The following is a 15,191-nucleotide window of genomic DNA, read 5'->3' as shown; positions in this document are numbered from 1 at the left end:
CGTAGTCGCCAAAGGGGCGGCGCGCGCACGCGCCGCCACCGTGGCCGTCAGGTCTCGCGCAGCGCGGTGGTGATCGGCAGCCGCGCCGCGCGCAACGCCGGGAACAGGCCGCCGACCAGGCCGATGCCCAGTGCCCACTTCAGCCCGCTCCACAGCAGCTCGGGCGAGACGTGGAACTTGAACACCACCGCGCTGAAGTTGCTGCCGATGGTGGACACGCTGTAGCCGTTGAACACCAGCCACGCCACCGCGCAGCCGAGCAGGCCGCCGACCAGCGCCAGCAGCATGGTCTCGAGCATCACCGCGGTCACCACCGGCAGGCCGCGGAAGCCGATCGCGCGCATGGTGGCGATCTCGCGGGCACGGGTGGCCACGGCCGCGTACATGGTGTTGAGCGCGCCGAACACCGCGCCGATGGCCATGATCGCGCCGATCACCTTGCCGAGGATGCTGATCAGCGTGTTCAAACCGCCGCCCTGCTTGCGGTAGTAGGCGCGGGTGGTCTCCACGTCCAGCTTCAGCCGCGGGTCGGCCGCCACCGCCGCCTTGAACTGCTCGAAGCCGGGCTTGCCCTCGGTACGCACGCTGATCGACTGGTAGGCGCCACGCTGGTAGGTGGTGGCCAGGGTCTGCACGTCGGTCCACAGCTCCGAATCGTGCGCGTCGCCGGAGGCGAAAACGCCCACCACCGTCCACGCCTGGTTGCCCAGGGTGAGGGTCTTGCCCACTTCCATGTCACGGAACTGGCCCTGCGCGCCCTCGCCGACCACGATCTCGCGCAGGCCCGGCTTGAACGGGCGGCCCTTTACGATCCTGACCTTGTCGTGCACCGCCCAGCCCATGTCGCCGACGCCGCGGAACTGTGCGTTGACGTCGGTGCCGTCGGCACGCGAGACCAGGTTGACCACCTGCGACAGCTCGGCCGACAGCAGCGGCCGCCCCTGCGCGTCGCGCGCCACCCCCGGCAGCGTGCCCAGCAGCGGCACCTGGTCACGGGTGATGACCGAGTTGGTCTCGGCCTGCGAGCCGCCGCGCAGCACGATGGCGGTGGTGTCATCGCCCGTGCTGTTGAGCGTGGCCTGGAAGCCTTCGCCCATCGCCAGCATCGCCACCAGCACCCCGACCACGCCGGCGATGCCGACCACGATCACCGACGACGCGCCCCAGCGCTGCGGCAGGCTGGAAATGCCGATGCGGGTGGCGGCCAGCGCCAGCCGCCCGCTGCGGGTGAGCGGCAGCCACAATGCGATGGCGACCGCCACGGCCAGCACGCCGACCCAGGGGAGGGCGATCCAGATGCCCAGGCCGATGGCGAGCAGAACGATGGTGAGCAGATTCCATGCCCAGCTCCATGTCTGTCGCCGTGGCTGCGCCGGTCGCACTGGTTTTGGTCCGCGCCACCATTGCAGGGCGCCGTGGATGCCACCGGTGATCAGTGCCAGTCCGAACAGCGAGAACGGACGAGCGGTGAAGCTCACCAGTGCGATGCCCAGCAGTAGTGCCAGAAAGATCGAGAGTTTCTTGATCATGTCGTTCTCCTCAGCGCCCGGCCAGTGCGTCGACGATCTTCAGCCGCTTGGCGCGCAGCGCCGGCAGCACGCCCACCACCAGGCCGATCAGCACGATCAGCCCCAGCCCCATGAACCAGGTCTGCAGTGGTACCTGCGGCGGCAGCATGCCCATGGTCTTGGGGGCCATCAGCGGCAGTGCCAGCGCCGCCAGGCTAAGGCCGAGGGCGCCGCCCAGGCCGACCAGCAGCACCGATTCGACCATCACCAGCATCAGCACGGTGCCGTCCTTGAAGCCCAGCGTCTTCAGCGTGGCCAGCTCCGGGATGCGCTCGCGCACCGCCTGCGCCATGGTGTTGCCGGTCAACAGCAGCAGGGTGAAGAACACCGCGCCCATGATCGAGGTGACGATCATGCCGATGTCGGCGAACTGCTTGATGAAGGCCTGCTGGAATGCCGACTCGGTCTGGCTCTTGGTCTCGTGGTCGGAATTGGCCGAGATCGCGTCGATCGCCTGGGCCACGCGCGAGGCGTGGTCGGCATTGTCCAGCGTGACCGTGTACCAGCTCACCTGGTTCTTGATGTAGTCGTTGGATTCGTCGAAGTACTTCCAGTTCATCATCAACTGGCGCTCGTCGTTGGCGGCGGTGGCGGTGTTCTTCGAGTGGAACACGCCCACCAGCTGCAACGGCCAGTCGTTGCTGCCGCCACGCGGGAAGATCGTGGCCTGCAGCGGGATGGTGTCGCCGATCTTCCAGCCGAACTGGTTGGCCAGCGTCGCGCCGACGATGGCGCCGGTGCGGGTGTTGTGGAACGCGTCCAGCTGCTCGTTCGGGATCTCGAACTCGCGGTAGACGTCGAAATAGTTGGGCGCCACCGAGAAGTTGGGGAAGAAGTTCTTCGGGTCCTGGTAGATGCCGCCGAACCACATGCCGTAGGTGACGTCGCGCACGCCCTGTACCTGGCGGATCTGCGATTCCAGGCGGATCGGCAACGACTGGGTGATCGACAGCCGCGAGGCGACGACCAGGCGGTTGGCGCCGGCCACGCTGCTGCCGCCGCTGCTGAAGGCCACGCGGACCGAATCGAGCATGCCGAACAGCAGGAATGCGGTGACCACCGACAGCAGCGTGAACAGGGTGCGGGTGCGGCTGCGGAACAGCTGCGCCCAGATCAGCGAGAAGTACTTCATGGCCTGCCCTCCTGCGCGCCGTGGCGCGGGCGGCGGTGCGCCGAAGCGCGGCGATCGTGTCGAATGTTCATGGCCGGGCTCCTTCAGTGCACCGGGGCGTCGACCAGCTCGCCCTTGTCCAGATGCACGGTGTGGGTGGCGTACTCGGCCGCCTTCGGGTCATGGGTGACCATGATGATGGTCTTGCCGTGCTCGCGGTTGAGCAGCTGCAGCAGGCCCAGCACCTCCTCGGCACTCTGCCGGTCGAGGTCGCCGGTGGGCTCGTCGCAGATCAGGAACATCGGGTCGGAGACGATGGCGCGGGCGATGGCCACGCGCTGCTGCTGGCCGCCGGACAGCTCGTTGGGGCGATGGTCGCGGCGGTCGGCCAGGCCGACCAGGGCCAGCGCGATCTGCGCGCGGCGCCTGCGTTCGCCGGCCGACAGGTTGGTCAGCAGCAGCGGCAGCTCCACGTTCTTCTGCGCGGTGAGCATAGGCATCAGGTTGTAGAACTGGAACACGAAGCCGACGTGGTGGCTGCGCCAGGTCGAAAGCTGGCCGGCGCTGAGCTGGTCGATGCGCTGGCCTTCGATGGCGATCTCGCCGCCGCTGGGCGTGTCCAGTCCGCCGATCAGGTTGAGCAGGGTGGTCTTGCCCGAACCGGACGGACCCATCAGCGCGACGAAGTCGCCGCGGTCGATGTCCAGGTCGATGCCGTGCAGCACCTGCACCTTCTCGGGGCCGCGCTGGTAGGTCTTGGTGATGTTGCGGAGGGTGACGAGGGCGGTCATGGGTGGTCCTCTGCGGGTAATGCGGTGGGTGGCGCTGCCGCGCCGTTCTGCTTTTTTCTCCCGCGTGGGCGGGAGCGGTGAATGGGGCGATGCTTGGGCGGTTGCGGTTGCGGTTGCGGTTGCGGTTGCGGTTGCGGTTGCAGTTGCAGTTTTCTTTTGACTTCTTCAGGCCGTAAAGCGGGCCGAGCACCGCAGCGGGACAGGGGGCGAAGAGGCGCACGTGTCTGAGCGAAGCGAGTTGTGCGCCGTCCCCCTGGGCCGCGAGGAGCGCAGGGAACCGGCGGGCGCAGCCCGGCGGATCGCGTCCCGGCCCGTGTTTCTCTTGGTTACTTCTCTTTGCACGAGCAAAGAGAAGTAACTCGCGCCCCGAAGGGGGAGCGAAAGCTCTTGATCCTGCCCTTGCCGTTGCTTGGGCTTTGCTCTGGAAAGAAACAACAACCCAAGCGAGAGCTTGAAAGCAGGGCTGTCACTCCTGCTTCGCAGGAGCGAGTCACTTCTCTTTGCTCGTGCAAAGAGAAGTAACCAAGAGAAAGCACGCCCTGCCTACGCGCCCGACGCGCTACGCGCGCCGGGTCCACTCCGCCGGCGGGATTTTTCGACGAGACATCCCTGTCTCGTCGAAAAACGACGTGCATCCATGCACGTCGCCCTTCGGGTTTTTCCCGCCGGCTCCGTCGCTGCGGAAGGGGGCCGGAAGTCAAAAGCGAGAGCAGAGTCGCGAGCAACAGCAACAGCAACAGCAACAGCAATAGCAATAGCGGAGATCAGTTTTCAGGCCCCTCGCCCTCCGGGGGGAGAAGGCGCGGCCTGCGTGCCACTGGCGCGTGTGCCCTGGAGCGGGGCTTGCGGTGAGGGGCGATGGAACCCGGATGGATCAGCCATCCCCGGCGCCATGCGTCCTCATCCGCCATCCGGGCACCTTCTCCCCCCCGGGGAGAAGGGCACCCGGTCATTGCGCCGCGTCGCTGGCCAGTGCCACCTTGTCGCCGTCCTTCAGTGTCGGCGGCGGGTTCACCACCACCGTCTGTCCCGCCGACAGGCCCGACAGCACCTGCCGGTCCTTGCCCATTTCCATGCCGGTCTTCAGCGCCTGCGCCTGCACCGTGTCGTCGCCGCCGACCACGAACGCCACCGTGTCCTGCCCGCGTTGCACGATCGCCGTCGCCGGCACGCGCACGCCCTCGGGCTTCTTCTCACCGGCGGCCGCCGGCTTTTCCAGGAAGCTCACCCGCACGCCCATCTCCGGCACGATGCGCGGGTCCTTCACCTTCAGCGCCACGCGCACCTTGACCGTGGCCTTGCCGCGGTCTGCGGTGGGGATGATGGCGATCACTTCGGCCGGGATCTTCCAGTCCGGGTAGGCGTTGAGCACGGCTTCGACCGGCATCTTCGGCTGCACGCGGCCGATGTAGGCCTCGCCCACCTCGACTTCGATCTCCAGCGAATCCATGTCGACGATGGTGCCGATGCCGGTGCGGGTGAAGCCGCCGCCGGCCGACAGCGGCGAGACGATCTCGCCCGGCTGCGCGGCCTTGGCGGTGACCACGCCGGCGAACGGCGCGCGCACCACGTTGTTGTCCACGCCCAGGTCGGCGATGGCCAGCGCGTCGCGGGCGACGGTGGCGTTGTGGCGGGCGGTGGCCAGCTGCGCGCGCAGGCTGTCGCGCTGGGCCACGGACTGGTCGTACTGCGAGCGCGACACCAGCTGCCGGCCGACCAGCTGCTGCAGGCGTTGGGCGTCGGCCTCGGCCTGGCGCAACTGCGCCTGCAGGCCTTCGACCTGGCTGCGCGCGGCGTCGAGCTGGGCGGCGTTGAGCGCGCGCTGCGCGTTGGCGTCGATCGGGTCGAGGGTGGCCATGACCTGGCCCTCCTCCACGCGCATGCCTTCCTCGATCATCACCTCGCGCACCTTACCGGTGATCTTGGCCGACACGGTGGCCATGCGCCGCGCCACCACGTAGCCGCTGGCGTCGAGCACCGATGCACTGGCGCTGTCCTGGCCGATGGCGACCACCGCTGCGGTCTCCACCACCACCGGCTTGCCACGGCTGAAGAAAATGCCGGCGACGACCGCGAGCACCAGCAGCGCCAGCAGCCCCAGCACCCACCACAGCCAGCGGCGCGGGGCGGCGGGGCCGGTCGGCGGCGGCGCCGAGCGGTCGATGCGGAGTTCCTTGAGCAGGTCGGCGGAGGTGTTCATCGGTACCGGAACGGGAGGCGGGAAGAAGTGACGGAAGGTAACCCAAACCGGCGCTGGCGGGCGGCCGGTGGCGGGGACCGATTCTAGGTGGCGCGCTTCCACCGCGCAGGTGACGGGTGTCACCCGCCTGGCCTGACCGCCGCCACTGCGCGCCGGCGGCGCGGCTGGATACCGTGGCGCCATCGATCAGCGGAGGTGGGTGGATGGACGCGAGGGGGCAAGTACTGGCGAGCCTGCGCGGGGTGCGCAAGCGCTATGGCGCGCTGCAGGCGCTGGATGGCGTGGACCTGGACCTGCATGCCGGGCAGGTGCTGGCCTTGCTTGGGCCCAACGGCGCCGGCAAGACCACCACCATCGGCCTGCTGCTGGGCCTGCTGCGCGCCGACGCCGGCCAGGTGCGCCTGTTCGGGCGGGACCCGCAGCAGATGGGGTCACGTCGCGGCATCGGCGTGATGCTGCAGGACGCGGCGCTGCCGCCGACGCTGAAGGTCGGCGAGCTGCTGCGGCTGACTGCCAGCTACTACCCGGCGCCGCGGCCGCTGGCCGAGAGCGCGGCGCTGGCCGGGATCGAGGATCTGCTCGGGCGGCCCTACGGCAAGCTGTCCGGCGGGCAGCAGCGGCGCGTGCAGTTCGCCATCGCCCTGTGTGGACGCCCGCGCCTGCTGTTCCTGGACGAACCCACGGTGGGCCTGGACCTGCCGGCGCGGCAGCGGCTGTGGGCCACCGTGCGCACGCTGGCCGGCGAAGGCGCGGGCGTGGTGTTGACCACGCATTATCTGGAGGAGGCCGGGCACCTGGCCGACCGCGTCTGCGTGCTCATGCGCGGGCGCATCGTCAGCGACGGCAGCGTCGACGCGCTGCGCGCCCGGGTACAGACGCGCCGCATCCGCTGCCGGTCCACGCTCGCGGCCAGCGCCGTGGCCGGCTGGCCCGGCGTACGCCAGGTCGATCACGATGGCACCTGGCTGCAGGTCTCCAGCGACCAGGTGGAAACCGTGGTGCGGCGCCTGCTCGAGGCCGATCCGGCACTGGCCGGCCTGGAAGTGCAGGCCGCCGGCCTGGACGAGGCGTTCTGTGACCTGACCCGCGACGACCGCGTCGCCTGCTCCGTTCTGCGCGAGGCCGCCTGATGGACACCGTGCCTGCCTGTTCCGCCACCCAGCCGCCGATGCCGCGTGGCCGCGTGGTTGCCGCCTACCTGCAGGAGACGCGCGCCGAATGCCTGCGTTACCTGCGCAGCCCGTCGTTCCTGCTGCCGACGCTGCTGTTCCCGGCGGTGTTCTTCGTGATGTTCGCGGTGGTGCTGGGCGGCCGCGGCGCGGCCGAGGCGCCGCGCTTCCTGCTGGCGTCGTATTCCACTTTCGGGGTGATGGCGCCGGGCCTGTTCGGCTTCGGCATGTCGCTGGCGCTGGAGCGCGACAACGGCCTGCTCACCCTCAAGCGCGCGCTGCCGATGCCGCCGGCCGCCTACCTGCTCGGCAAGACCGCGATGGCCATGCTGATGGCGGCGCTGATCACCTGCCTGCTGCAGGCGCTGGGGCTGACCCTGGCGCACGTGCAGCTGCAGGCGGCGCAGATGCTGCGGCTGGCGCTGGTCTGCATCCTCGGCGCGGTGCCGTTCTGCGCGCTGGGGCTGCTGCTGGGCACTTTGGTCAAGGGCCAGGGCGCGCCGGCCATGGTCAACCTGCTGTACCTGCCCATGGCGTTCCTGTCCGGGTTGTGGTTCCCGTTGCAGATGCTGCCGCCGCTGCTGCGCGCGCAGGCGCCGCTGTGGCCCAGCTACCACCTCAACGCGCTGGCGCAGTCGGCGCTGGGCCTGGGCACCGGCGGCGCCGCGCCGCACGTGCTGTGGCTGGCCGGGTTCACCGCCGTGTTCCTGGCGTTGGCCGTGCACCGCCTGCGCCGCCATGGCTGATGGCATCATCGACGCCTGCGCGACAGGAACCGCCCCGTGAACCACCGCCATATCCCCGCCTGGCTGACGCCCGCCCCCGATTCGGTGGTGGCCGACAACCTCAAGCTCGGCAAATGGCCGTGGATCGACGCCGTGCACCTGCTGTGGACGGTGTGGGTGTTCCTCACGCCGATGTTCGGCGGCGGCTTCACCCTGCGCTGGGTGCTGATCACGCTGTGGTCGTACCCGCTGTTCCTGGTGCTGTTCGTGATGACCCTGGTGGCGTCGCGGCGCAACGCACCGCTGTTCGCGCTGGCGATGATCGTGCTGTCCATGGCGCTGCTGCGCAGCTATCCGTCGGGCATGAACTACTTCGTGTTCGGCTGCGTGATGCTGCGCTCCAACCGCTGCATCAGCGTGCGCCGCTACCTGCTGGAACTGGTGCTGCTCAACACCGGCTTCGTCGCGCTGGCCGCGTGGATCGGTTACCCGTGGCAGGTCGTCGCCTGGATCCCGGCCTTGACCGTGATCATCGGCCTGATCGTCAACGTCGAGCGCGCGAGCAGCGAGAAGGACGCCGCGCTGCGGCTGTCGCACGAGGAGGTGCGCCGGCTGGCGGCCACCGCCGAGCGCGAGCGCATCGGCCGCGACCTGCACGACCTGCTCGGGCACACGCTGTCACTGATCACGCTGAAAATGGAGCTGTCGCGCAAGCTGTTCGAGCGCGACCCGGCGCGTTCGCGCCGTGAGCTGGCCGAGGCAGAGCAGATCGCGCGCGACGCGCTGGCGCAGGTGCGCAGCGCCGTCACCGGCTTCCGCGCCGCCGACATGGCCGCCGAGCTGGCCTCGGCGCACCTGCTGCTGGAGTCCTCGCGGGTGCACCTGCGGCACACACCCCCACCGCCCATGCCGGCCTGGATCGAATGCGGGCTGGCCATGGTGCTGCGCGAGGCGGTCACCAACATCGCGCGCCACGCGCAGGCCAGCGAGGCGCTGATCGCGCTGCGGGTGGAGGACGGGGCGGTGGTGCTGGAGGTGGCCGACGACGGCCGCGGCGGCGTATCCGCCAACGGCAACGGCCTGGCCGGCATGCGCGAACGGGTGGCGGCACTGGGCGGCAGCCTGCGCATCGACTCGCCGCGTGGCGGCGGCACGCGGCTGGCAGTAACCGTGCCGCTCGGCGAACCCGGCGCCGCGCCCGAGGCACCCGCAGCGGCAATGGAGGCGCGCGCATGATCCGCATTCTGCTGGCCGAAGACCAGGCCATGGTGCGCGGCGCCTTGTCGGCGCTGCTGAACCTGGAACTGGACATCGAGGTGGTGGGCACCGCGGCCGACGGCGAGGCGGCGTGGCGCGAGCTGCAGCGGCTGGCCCCGGACGTGCTGGTCACCGATATCGAGATGCCGGGGCTGACCGGGCTGGAGCTGGCCCAGCGGGTGCAGCGCCATGGGCTGGCGGCGAAAGTGGTGATCGTCACCACCTTCGCCCGCGGCGGCTTCCTGCGCCGCGCCCTGGACGCCGGGGTGCAGGGCTACCTGCTGAAGGACGCACCGGCGGAAAAGCTGGCCGAGGCCCTGCGCCAGGTGCACCGCGGCGGCCGCGCCATCGATCCGCAACTGGCGGTGGAAGCCTGGTCCGAGGCCGACCCGCTCAACGACCGCGAGCGCCAGGTGCTGCGGCTGGCGGGCGAGGGCCGCTCGGCCAACGAGATCGCCGAACAGCTCGGGCTGTCGCACGGCACCGTGCGCAACTACCTGTCCGACTGCATCGGCAAGCTGGGCGTGGCCAATCGCATCGAGGCGCACCGGCTGGCACGGCAGAAGGGCTGGCTGTAGTGGGGATCCGCCGCCACCGGTCGCCAGGTGGCGATACCTGAGGCGACGGCAGTGCGAGGCTTTCCGCGGTGGAACCTCAGTCCCTGCCGCGGGCCATCGCCTGGAACACGCCGTCGCGGCGCACCCACAGGTGGAACAGCGCGGCGCCGACGTGCGCCAGCACCGTGGCGAACAGCGCATAGGCCAGCACGCCGTGGGCAGCGCGCAGCGCCGCGTACAGCGCCGGCGTATGCGGCACGATCGCCGGCAGGTGCACGCCGCCCCACAGCACGATGGGATAACCGCCGGCCGACAGCATGGCCCAGCCGATCAGCGGCATCGCCAGCATCAGCGCGTACAGCACCGCGTGCGAGGCCCTGGCCGCCAGTGCCTGCCATGGCGGCAGGTCCGCCGGCAGCGGTGGCGGGCGGTGGCGCAGCCGGTTGTACAGGCGCAGCAGCGCCAGCACGCCGATGGCGATGCCCAGCGGGCGGTGCAGGTCGATCAGCAGCGGCCGCAGGTGCAGCGAAGCGACCATGCTCACGCCGATGAACAGCATGGCCACGATCATCAGCGCCATGGACCAGTGCAGCACCCGCGCCAGCAGGTTGAAATGGCCGTTGCCGGTGCTCATCGCGTGGCCTCCTGCGGCTGCGCCGGGGCGCCGGCGGCGCGTTCGCGCTCGCGGCGGTTGAACGACTGCGAATAGATCGCCGAGCGTGCCGCCAGCACCGGGTCATCGCTGCCGCGCATCCCGGTGGGCAGGATCAGCGGGTCGAAGTTCAGTTCGCCGCAGGCGCCCTGTTCCTGCGACTGCATGTGCTCCAGGCTGAGGACGCCGGCCATCACTTCCGGACGCGACGCCGGCCACGGCACCGAGGGATCGTCGACCGCATCGCCGGGGCCGGCGAGGCTGACCACCAGGTTCCAGCGCAGCGGACCGGCCGCCAGCCGGCGCTGCAGGTCCTGGCTGAGGAAATCCGCGTCCGCGTGCTTGCGCGCCTGTGCGTCGAGCTCGACCACCGGCGCCTGCGGCTGCCAGCGCCAGCGCACGGCACGCGCCTGGCCCTGCGCATTGGTGAACCAGAAGCTGTTGATGCCGTTGAACGTGGTGTTGGCCCAGCTGTCGGTCCACGGCGCGGTCCGCGCCCACTGCTGGAACGCCTGCGCGCTGGGGTATTTCGCCAGCACCGCGGCCATTTTCGCCGGGTCGGGCTTGCCGGTGGCCGGATCCGGCACCTGCGCGCGGGTCTGTTCGTAGAACGCCTCGGGCGTGGGCACCGCGAAGAACGGGAAGCTGTTCATCGCCATCCGCCATTCCTGGCCATCGTCGCTGGCCAGGCGCAGGGCGATGCTGCGCACCCGCGCATTGCCGTCGGCGCCATGCGGATCGCCGCCGCCGATCGACAGCCGGCCGAGCACCGGCACCCGCGGCTGCGTGAACACGCGCGCCCGCGACAGCGACGGCGCCTGCGCGCTGGGTTCGAACCAGCCGCTCACGCACACGCCCTTGCTGTGCGCGCGGCGGAAGCCGGGATGGGCCGCGCCGGTCGCCTCGATGGTGTCGGTGAAACGCTGCGCGGTCAGCCGTTCGCGGCCGATCCAGCCGGCCAGCCAGGCGAAGGCCAGCGCGGCGGCACCCAGGATCAGCGCGATCAGCGCGATCCAGGGCAAGGCGGTGTGGCGGCCGGGCGCCTGTGGATCCTGGCCTGCAGGGGGAGGGGGGAGCAGTGGCATGTCGCGGTCCTGCCTGGGTCGAGCATGGGAAGGGCCCGCACATCGTCGCAGAACCGGGCAGCCGGAAAAATTCAATTTTTCGTCAGATATTCCCCGCCCCGGGCAGCGCCGGCCGGACCGCTCCCGCCGGCAGTGCCGGCATCAGCCGTAGCGGGCCTTGAGCATCGCCCACGCCGAGCGCAGCGCCAGTGCCTCGCCGCCGGCCGGGCGCCCCGGGCGGTCGCTGTCGTTCCAGGCGTAGACGTCCAGGTGCGCCCATGCGCGGCCCTCGTCGACGAAGCGCTCCAGGTACAGCGCCGCGGTGACGCTGCCGGCCATGCGCGAGCCGGCGTTGGCCATGTCTGCGATGCCACTGTTGAGGTAGCGCTGGTACGGCCGCCACAACGGCATGCGCCACACCGGGTCGCGGGTCTGCTCGCCGGCCTCCAGCCACTGCCGGGCGAGCGTGTCGTCGTTGGCGAACAGCGCCGGCAGGTCCGGGCCCAGGGCGATGCGCGCGGCACCGGTCAGGGTGGCGAAATCGATGATCGCGTCGGGCTGCATCTCGCTGGCGTAGGCCAGCGCGTCGCACAGGATCAGGCGGCCCTCGGCGTCGGTGTTGTCGATCTCCACGGTGATGCCCTTGCGCGTGGTGATCACTTCGCCCGGGCGGAACGCATCGGGGCCGACCGCGTTCTCCACCGCCGGCACCACCAGGGTCAGCCGCACCGGCAGCTTCTGCGCCATCACCAGCCCGGCCAGCGCCAGCGCATGCGCGGCGCCGCCCATGTCCTTCTTCATGTTGCGCATGCCGTCGGCCGGCTTCAGGTCCAGCCCGCCGGTGTCGAAGCACACGCCCTTGCCGACCAGCGCCAGGTGCGGGGCGGTGTCCTGGCCCCAGCGCAGCACGATCAGCCGCGGCGCGCGGTGCGAGGCGCGGCCGACCGCGTGGATGGTGGGGAAATTCATCTCCAGCAGTTCGTCGCCGGCGATCACTTCCAGCGTGCCGCCGTGGGCGTCGGCCAGCGCGCGCGCGGCGTCTTCCAGGTGCTGCGGGCCCATGTCCTCGGTCGGGGTGTTGACCCAGTCGCGCACGCGCAGGCACGCGGCAAGCACGTCCTGTACCTCCGCCGACGGCGTGGCCAGCAGTTGTGCCGGTTGCCGTGCCGGCTTGCGGTAGCGGGCAAAGCGGTAGCTGCCCAGGCCCCAGCCCAGGTGCAGGTTGGAAAGCCCGGCGGCATCGAGCGCGCTGGCCAGCTGCCAGCGGCTGCCGGCCGGCAGTGCGAACGGGGCGTGCGCGTAGGCATGGGCATCGGCGCGGTCGCCGACGCCCAGCACCGCGCCGGCCAGCCCGTCGTCGCCGGGCAGCAACGCCACGCTGCCCGGCGCGGCGGTGAACTGCTGGCTCTTCAGCCACGCCTGCGTGGCCGCCGGCTGGGCGTCCAGCCACGCAGCGAACGACGCCTTGTCGAGCACGTGCAGCGGCAGGGCGTTGTTGGCATCGGAGGTGAAACCAATGGATGGCGAAGCAGACATGGGGGTCATTCCTGGTAATGGGGGGCGGTGGCGCGGTGGCCGGCCGCCCGTTGTCATGATGCCGTTCCGATACGTGGAAGCAGCCAGTAGAGGGCGGCGCAGTTCAGCACCGCGCTGGTCCAGAAACCGAGCTGGAAGCCGATCTTGCGGGTCTTGTGGCGGAATGCCTGCTGCGCCAGCAGGCCGCCCGGCCAGCCGCACAGCAGGTCGAAGGCGTGCAGGGTGCTTTCGCGCGTGCGCCATTGGCCGTTGCCGGCGGCGTTCTTGTCCCGGGCATAGGCGAAGAACGACACTGTGCCCATCGCCATATAGGCCAGCGTTACCGGCAGTGGCCAGAGCCGCAGCGCGCCGCCGGCGGCCAGCGCGATGAGCGCACAGGCAAGAATGCAACGCTGCACGGCGTCGATCGGCGCGGCCGCGGCACGCCGCTGGCGGGCGGTGGTCTTCGCCACCACGCGCCGCTGCGTCCGGGTACACATCACCGCGGCATTGACCAGCGTGACGTCCACCGCGTTCAAACGGCCGCGCGCATCACGCTCGCAGTCGTAGCGGATGAGGTCGCCATCGGCGGGGCGGCGGCCGGCCCCTGCAATCGCCTTGATGTGGACGAAGGCGCGCGCCGCGTCGCCGGCACCGGCCTGCGATTGCAGCGGGCGCACGAACCCATGGCCCTTGCCGTCGTTCCAGTGCTCGATGCGGCCCAGTTGCGGCATGGCCTCACTCCTGCGCGTCCAGCCAGTCGGCCAGCCCGGTGAGGGTGTCGAACTGCAGGTCCGGCTGCAGGCCGGCGTGGGTCCAGGGGTGCGATTCGCGGTTGATCCAGCAGCCGCGCAGGCCCGCGCGGATGGCCCCGGCCACGTCCATCTCGGCGTGGTCGCCCACGTGCAGGACATGGGTGCGCTCGACACCCAGCCGGGCGCAGGCGGCGTGGAAGATGCCCGGGTCCGGTTTGGCCGCGCCGAACTCGCGCGAGCCCAGCTGGAACGCGAACAGGTCGCCGATGCCGATGCGCTGCAGGTCGGCGTTGCCATTGCTGACCGCGGCCACCGGCACGCGCGCGGCGATGCGCCGCAGCGCGTCCAGCGCGTCGGGGTAGAACTCCACCTGGTTGCGTGCGGCGTAGAACGCCTCGTAGGCCGGTTCCAGCAGCGCCAGGCCGGCACCGCTCTTTTCCAGCGCTTCGGCCAGGGTGAGGCGGCGCAGCGCGCTCAGGTCGTAGTGCAGGTGCGGGTTGTCGTCGAAGGTGCGCACGCGCAGTTCGCGCATGGCCTCCACGGGGTACATCGCCGCCGTGGCCGGGCTGTGGACGCGCATCCAGTCGTGCAGCACCTGGTCGATGCGGGCACCGATGGGTGCGAACGGCCAGAGCGTGTCGTCCAGGTCGAGGGTGATGGCTAGGACAGGAAAGTTCACCGGGCCATTTTACGGCAGCGCGGCACGCGGCGCCTTGCCTATTCCAGCAGGCGCGCCCAGCCCTGCATGCCGTCCAGCCGCGCCAGCACCAGCTTGGCGCAGACCAGCAGCGGTACCGCCAGCAACAGGCCGACGATGCCCCACAGCCAGCCGAACAGCATCAGCGCCAGGACCAGCATCAACGGCGAGATCGCCATGCGCCGGCCGAGCACGATCGGGGTGACCAGCTGTCCCTCCAGCGTATGCAGCGCCAGGTAGGCCAGCGCCGGCGCCGCGACGGCCAGCGGCTCGCGGAACTGGGTCAGGCCGACCAGCAGCATCAGCGCGATGCCGATCAGCGGGCCCACGTAGGGCGCGAAATTCAGCAGCATCGCCACCGTGCCCCACAGCAGCGCCTCGGGCGCGGCAATGCCCAGCAGCACCAGCACCCCGGCCAGGGCCAGCCCGACCAGGGCATTGATGATGGTGATGGTCAGCACGTAGCGCGAGATCTCGCGCTCCATCGCGCGCAGGATGTCGGTGGTGAAGCGTTTCTGCTGGCGGTTGGGCAGCAGCGCGATCACGTGCCGCTGCAGGGTTTCGCCGTAGATCATGAAGAACAGGGTCAGCAGCACCACCGCCAGTGCCGAGGCGGCCAGCCGCGGCGTGCGCACCAGTACCTTGTACGGGTCGTCGAGCCGGGTGCGGATCACTTCCACCTTGCGGTTGTCCTCGCCGCCGGCGGCGCGGGCGAAGCTCTCGGCGGCCTGGTTGGCCTGCTGCACCGGCCGCACCAGGTCGCGGACCTTGCGCGACACCTCGCGCAGCTGCTGCGGCGTCTCGGCGAACCAGTCGGCCGCCGGCCCGGCCAGTTGCACCGCCAGCGCGCCGGCACTGGCCAGGCCCAGCACCAGCACCAGCAGCGCGGCCAGGAAGCGCGGCAGGCGCAGTTTCTGCAGCAGGCGGATGATCGGGTTGCCGACCAGGGCGAAGAACATCGCCAGCAGCACCGGCAGGACCACGTCCTGCGCGGCCCACAGGGTCGCGCCGACCGCCAGCGTGGCCAGCACCAGTAGGGCGGTGGAGGCGCGCGGGCGCGGCGCCGGCGCGGCCGGTTCGGTGGTGGCGGCGGTGTCGGGCGCAGCGGTGTCGGACGGCAGTGCGGACAT

General features: G+C 70.5%; 14 protein-coding genes. 4 read left to right on the top strand and 10 right to left on the bottom strand.

The window, feature by feature from the left end:
• Positions 1-47 precede the first annotated feature (47 nt).
• From AC06E6_RS13510 to AC06E6_RS13495, 4 genes are all read right to left on the bottom strand, one after another.
• Entirely contained in the window at positions 48-1,529 is a 1,482-nt protein-coding gene (locus tag AC06E6_RS13510; protein ID WP_240212439.1) for an ABC transporter permease, read from the bottom strand.
• Positions 1,530-1,539: 10 nt separating this feature from the next.
• Positions 1,540-2,700 (bottom strand): ABC transporter permease, encoded by a 1,161-nt coding sequence (locus AC06E6_RS13505; RefSeq protein ID WP_478061680.1) that lies wholly within the window; start codon positions 2,698-2,700, stop codon positions 1,540-1,542.
• Between the two features lie 83 nt (positions 2,701-2,783).
• Positions 2,784-3,470 carry an ABC transporter ATP-binding protein gene (locus tag AC06E6_RS13500; RefSeq protein WP_478061679.1) on the bottom strand — a complete coding sequence of 229 codons (687 nt, stop codon included), beginning with the start codon at positions 3,468-3,470 and terminating at the stop codon, positions 2,784-2,786.
• Positions 3,471-4,419: 949 nt separating this feature from the next.
• Positions 4,420-5,670: an efflux RND transporter periplasmic adaptor subunit gene (locus AC06E6_RS13495; RefSeq protein ID WP_104939791.1), complete on the bottom strand. Its 1,251-nt coding sequence runs from the start codon at positions 5,668-5,670 to the stop codon at positions 4,420-4,422.
• A gap of 203 nt (positions 5,671-5,873) precedes the next feature.
• Here AC06E6_RS13495 and AC06E6_RS13490 point away from each other — a divergent pair, with 203 nt between their 5' ends.
• Genes AC06E6_RS13490 through AC06E6_RS13475 form a run of 4 tightly spaced genes read left to right on the top strand, consistent with a single transcriptional unit; the run spans position 5,874 to position 9,399 of the window.
• Positions 5,874-6,800, top strand: coding sequence for an ABC transporter ATP-binding protein (locus AC06E6_RS13490; protein ID WP_478061676.1), 927 nt, complete (start codon positions 5,874-5,876; stop codon positions 6,798-6,800).
• Positions 6,800-7,585 carry an ABC transporter permease gene (locus AC06E6_RS13485; RefSeq protein WP_478061674.1) on the top strand — a complete coding sequence of 262 codons (786 nt, stop codon included), beginning with the start codon at positions 6,800-6,802 and terminating at the stop codon, positions 7,583-7,585. Before AC06E6_RS13490 ends, AC06E6_RS13485 begins: the two co-directional genes overlap by 1 nt.
• Before the next feature lie 36 nt (positions 7,586-7,621).
• Positions 7,622-8,800: a sensor histidine kinase gene (locus AC06E6_RS13480; RefSeq protein ID WP_478061673.1), complete on the top strand. Its 1,179-nt coding sequence runs from the start codon at positions 7,622-7,624 to the stop codon at positions 8,798-8,800.
• A complete protein-coding gene (locus tag AC06E6_RS13475; protein ID WP_104939788.1) occupies positions 8,797-9,399 on the top strand; it encodes a response regulator transcription factor in 603 nt (200 codons plus the stop codon). The genes AC06E6_RS13480 and AC06E6_RS13475 overlap by 4 nt, the downstream gene beginning before the upstream one ends.
• A 76-nt stretch (positions 9,400-9,475) precedes the next feature.
• Here AC06E6_RS13475 and AC06E6_RS13470 read toward each other — a convergent pair whose 3' ends face one another.
• The 6 genes from AC06E6_RS13470 to AC06E6_RS13445 all read right to left on the bottom strand — a co-directional run bounded on the left by AC06E6_RS13470 (position 9,476) and on the right by AC06E6_RS13445 (position 15,191).
• Positions 9,476-10,012, bottom strand: coding sequence for a cytochrome b (locus AC06E6_RS13470; RefSeq protein ID WP_240212432.1), 537 nt, complete (start codon positions 10,010-10,012; stop codon positions 9,476-9,478).
• Positions 10,009-11,115 (bottom strand): catalase family peroxidase, encoded by a 1,107-nt coding sequence (locus tag AC06E6_RS13465; RefSeq protein WP_478061671.1) that lies wholly within the window; start codon positions 11,113-11,115, stop codon positions 10,009-10,011. Before AC06E6_RS13465 ends, AC06E6_RS13470 begins: the two co-directional genes overlap by 4 nt.
• A 141-nt stretch (positions 11,116-11,256) precedes the next feature.
• The gene (locus tag AC06E6_RS13460) at positions 11,257-12,639 is read right to left on the bottom strand and encodes a leucyl aminopeptidase family protein (RefSeq protein ID WP_104939785.1); all 1,383 of its coding nucleotides are present in this window, start codon (positions 12,637-12,639) and stop codon (positions 11,257-11,259) included.
• Between the two features lie 44 nt (positions 12,640-12,683).
• Entirely contained in the window at positions 12,684-13,343 is a 660-nt protein-coding gene (locus AC06E6_RS13455) for a DUF1294 domain-containing protein (protein ID WP_478061669.1), read from the bottom strand.
• Between the two features lie 4 nt (positions 13,344-13,347).
• Positions 13,348-14,043 carry an HAD family hydrolase gene (locus tag AC06E6_RS13450; protein ID WP_104939783.1) on the bottom strand — a complete coding sequence of 232 codons (696 nt, stop codon included), beginning with the start codon at positions 14,041-14,043 and terminating at the stop codon, positions 13,348-13,350.
• A gap of 38 nt (positions 14,044-14,081) precedes the next feature.
• Positions 14,082-15,191 (bottom strand): AI-2E family transporter, encoded by a 1,110-nt coding sequence (locus AC06E6_RS13445; protein WP_478061667.1) that lies wholly within the window; start codon positions 15,189-15,191, stop codon positions 14,082-14,084.

It is taken from the genome of Stenotrophomonas sp. Steno-Z10-HUANG (assembly GCF_056393075.1).
This window is presented reverse-complemented; position numbering and strand designations above follow the sequence as displayed.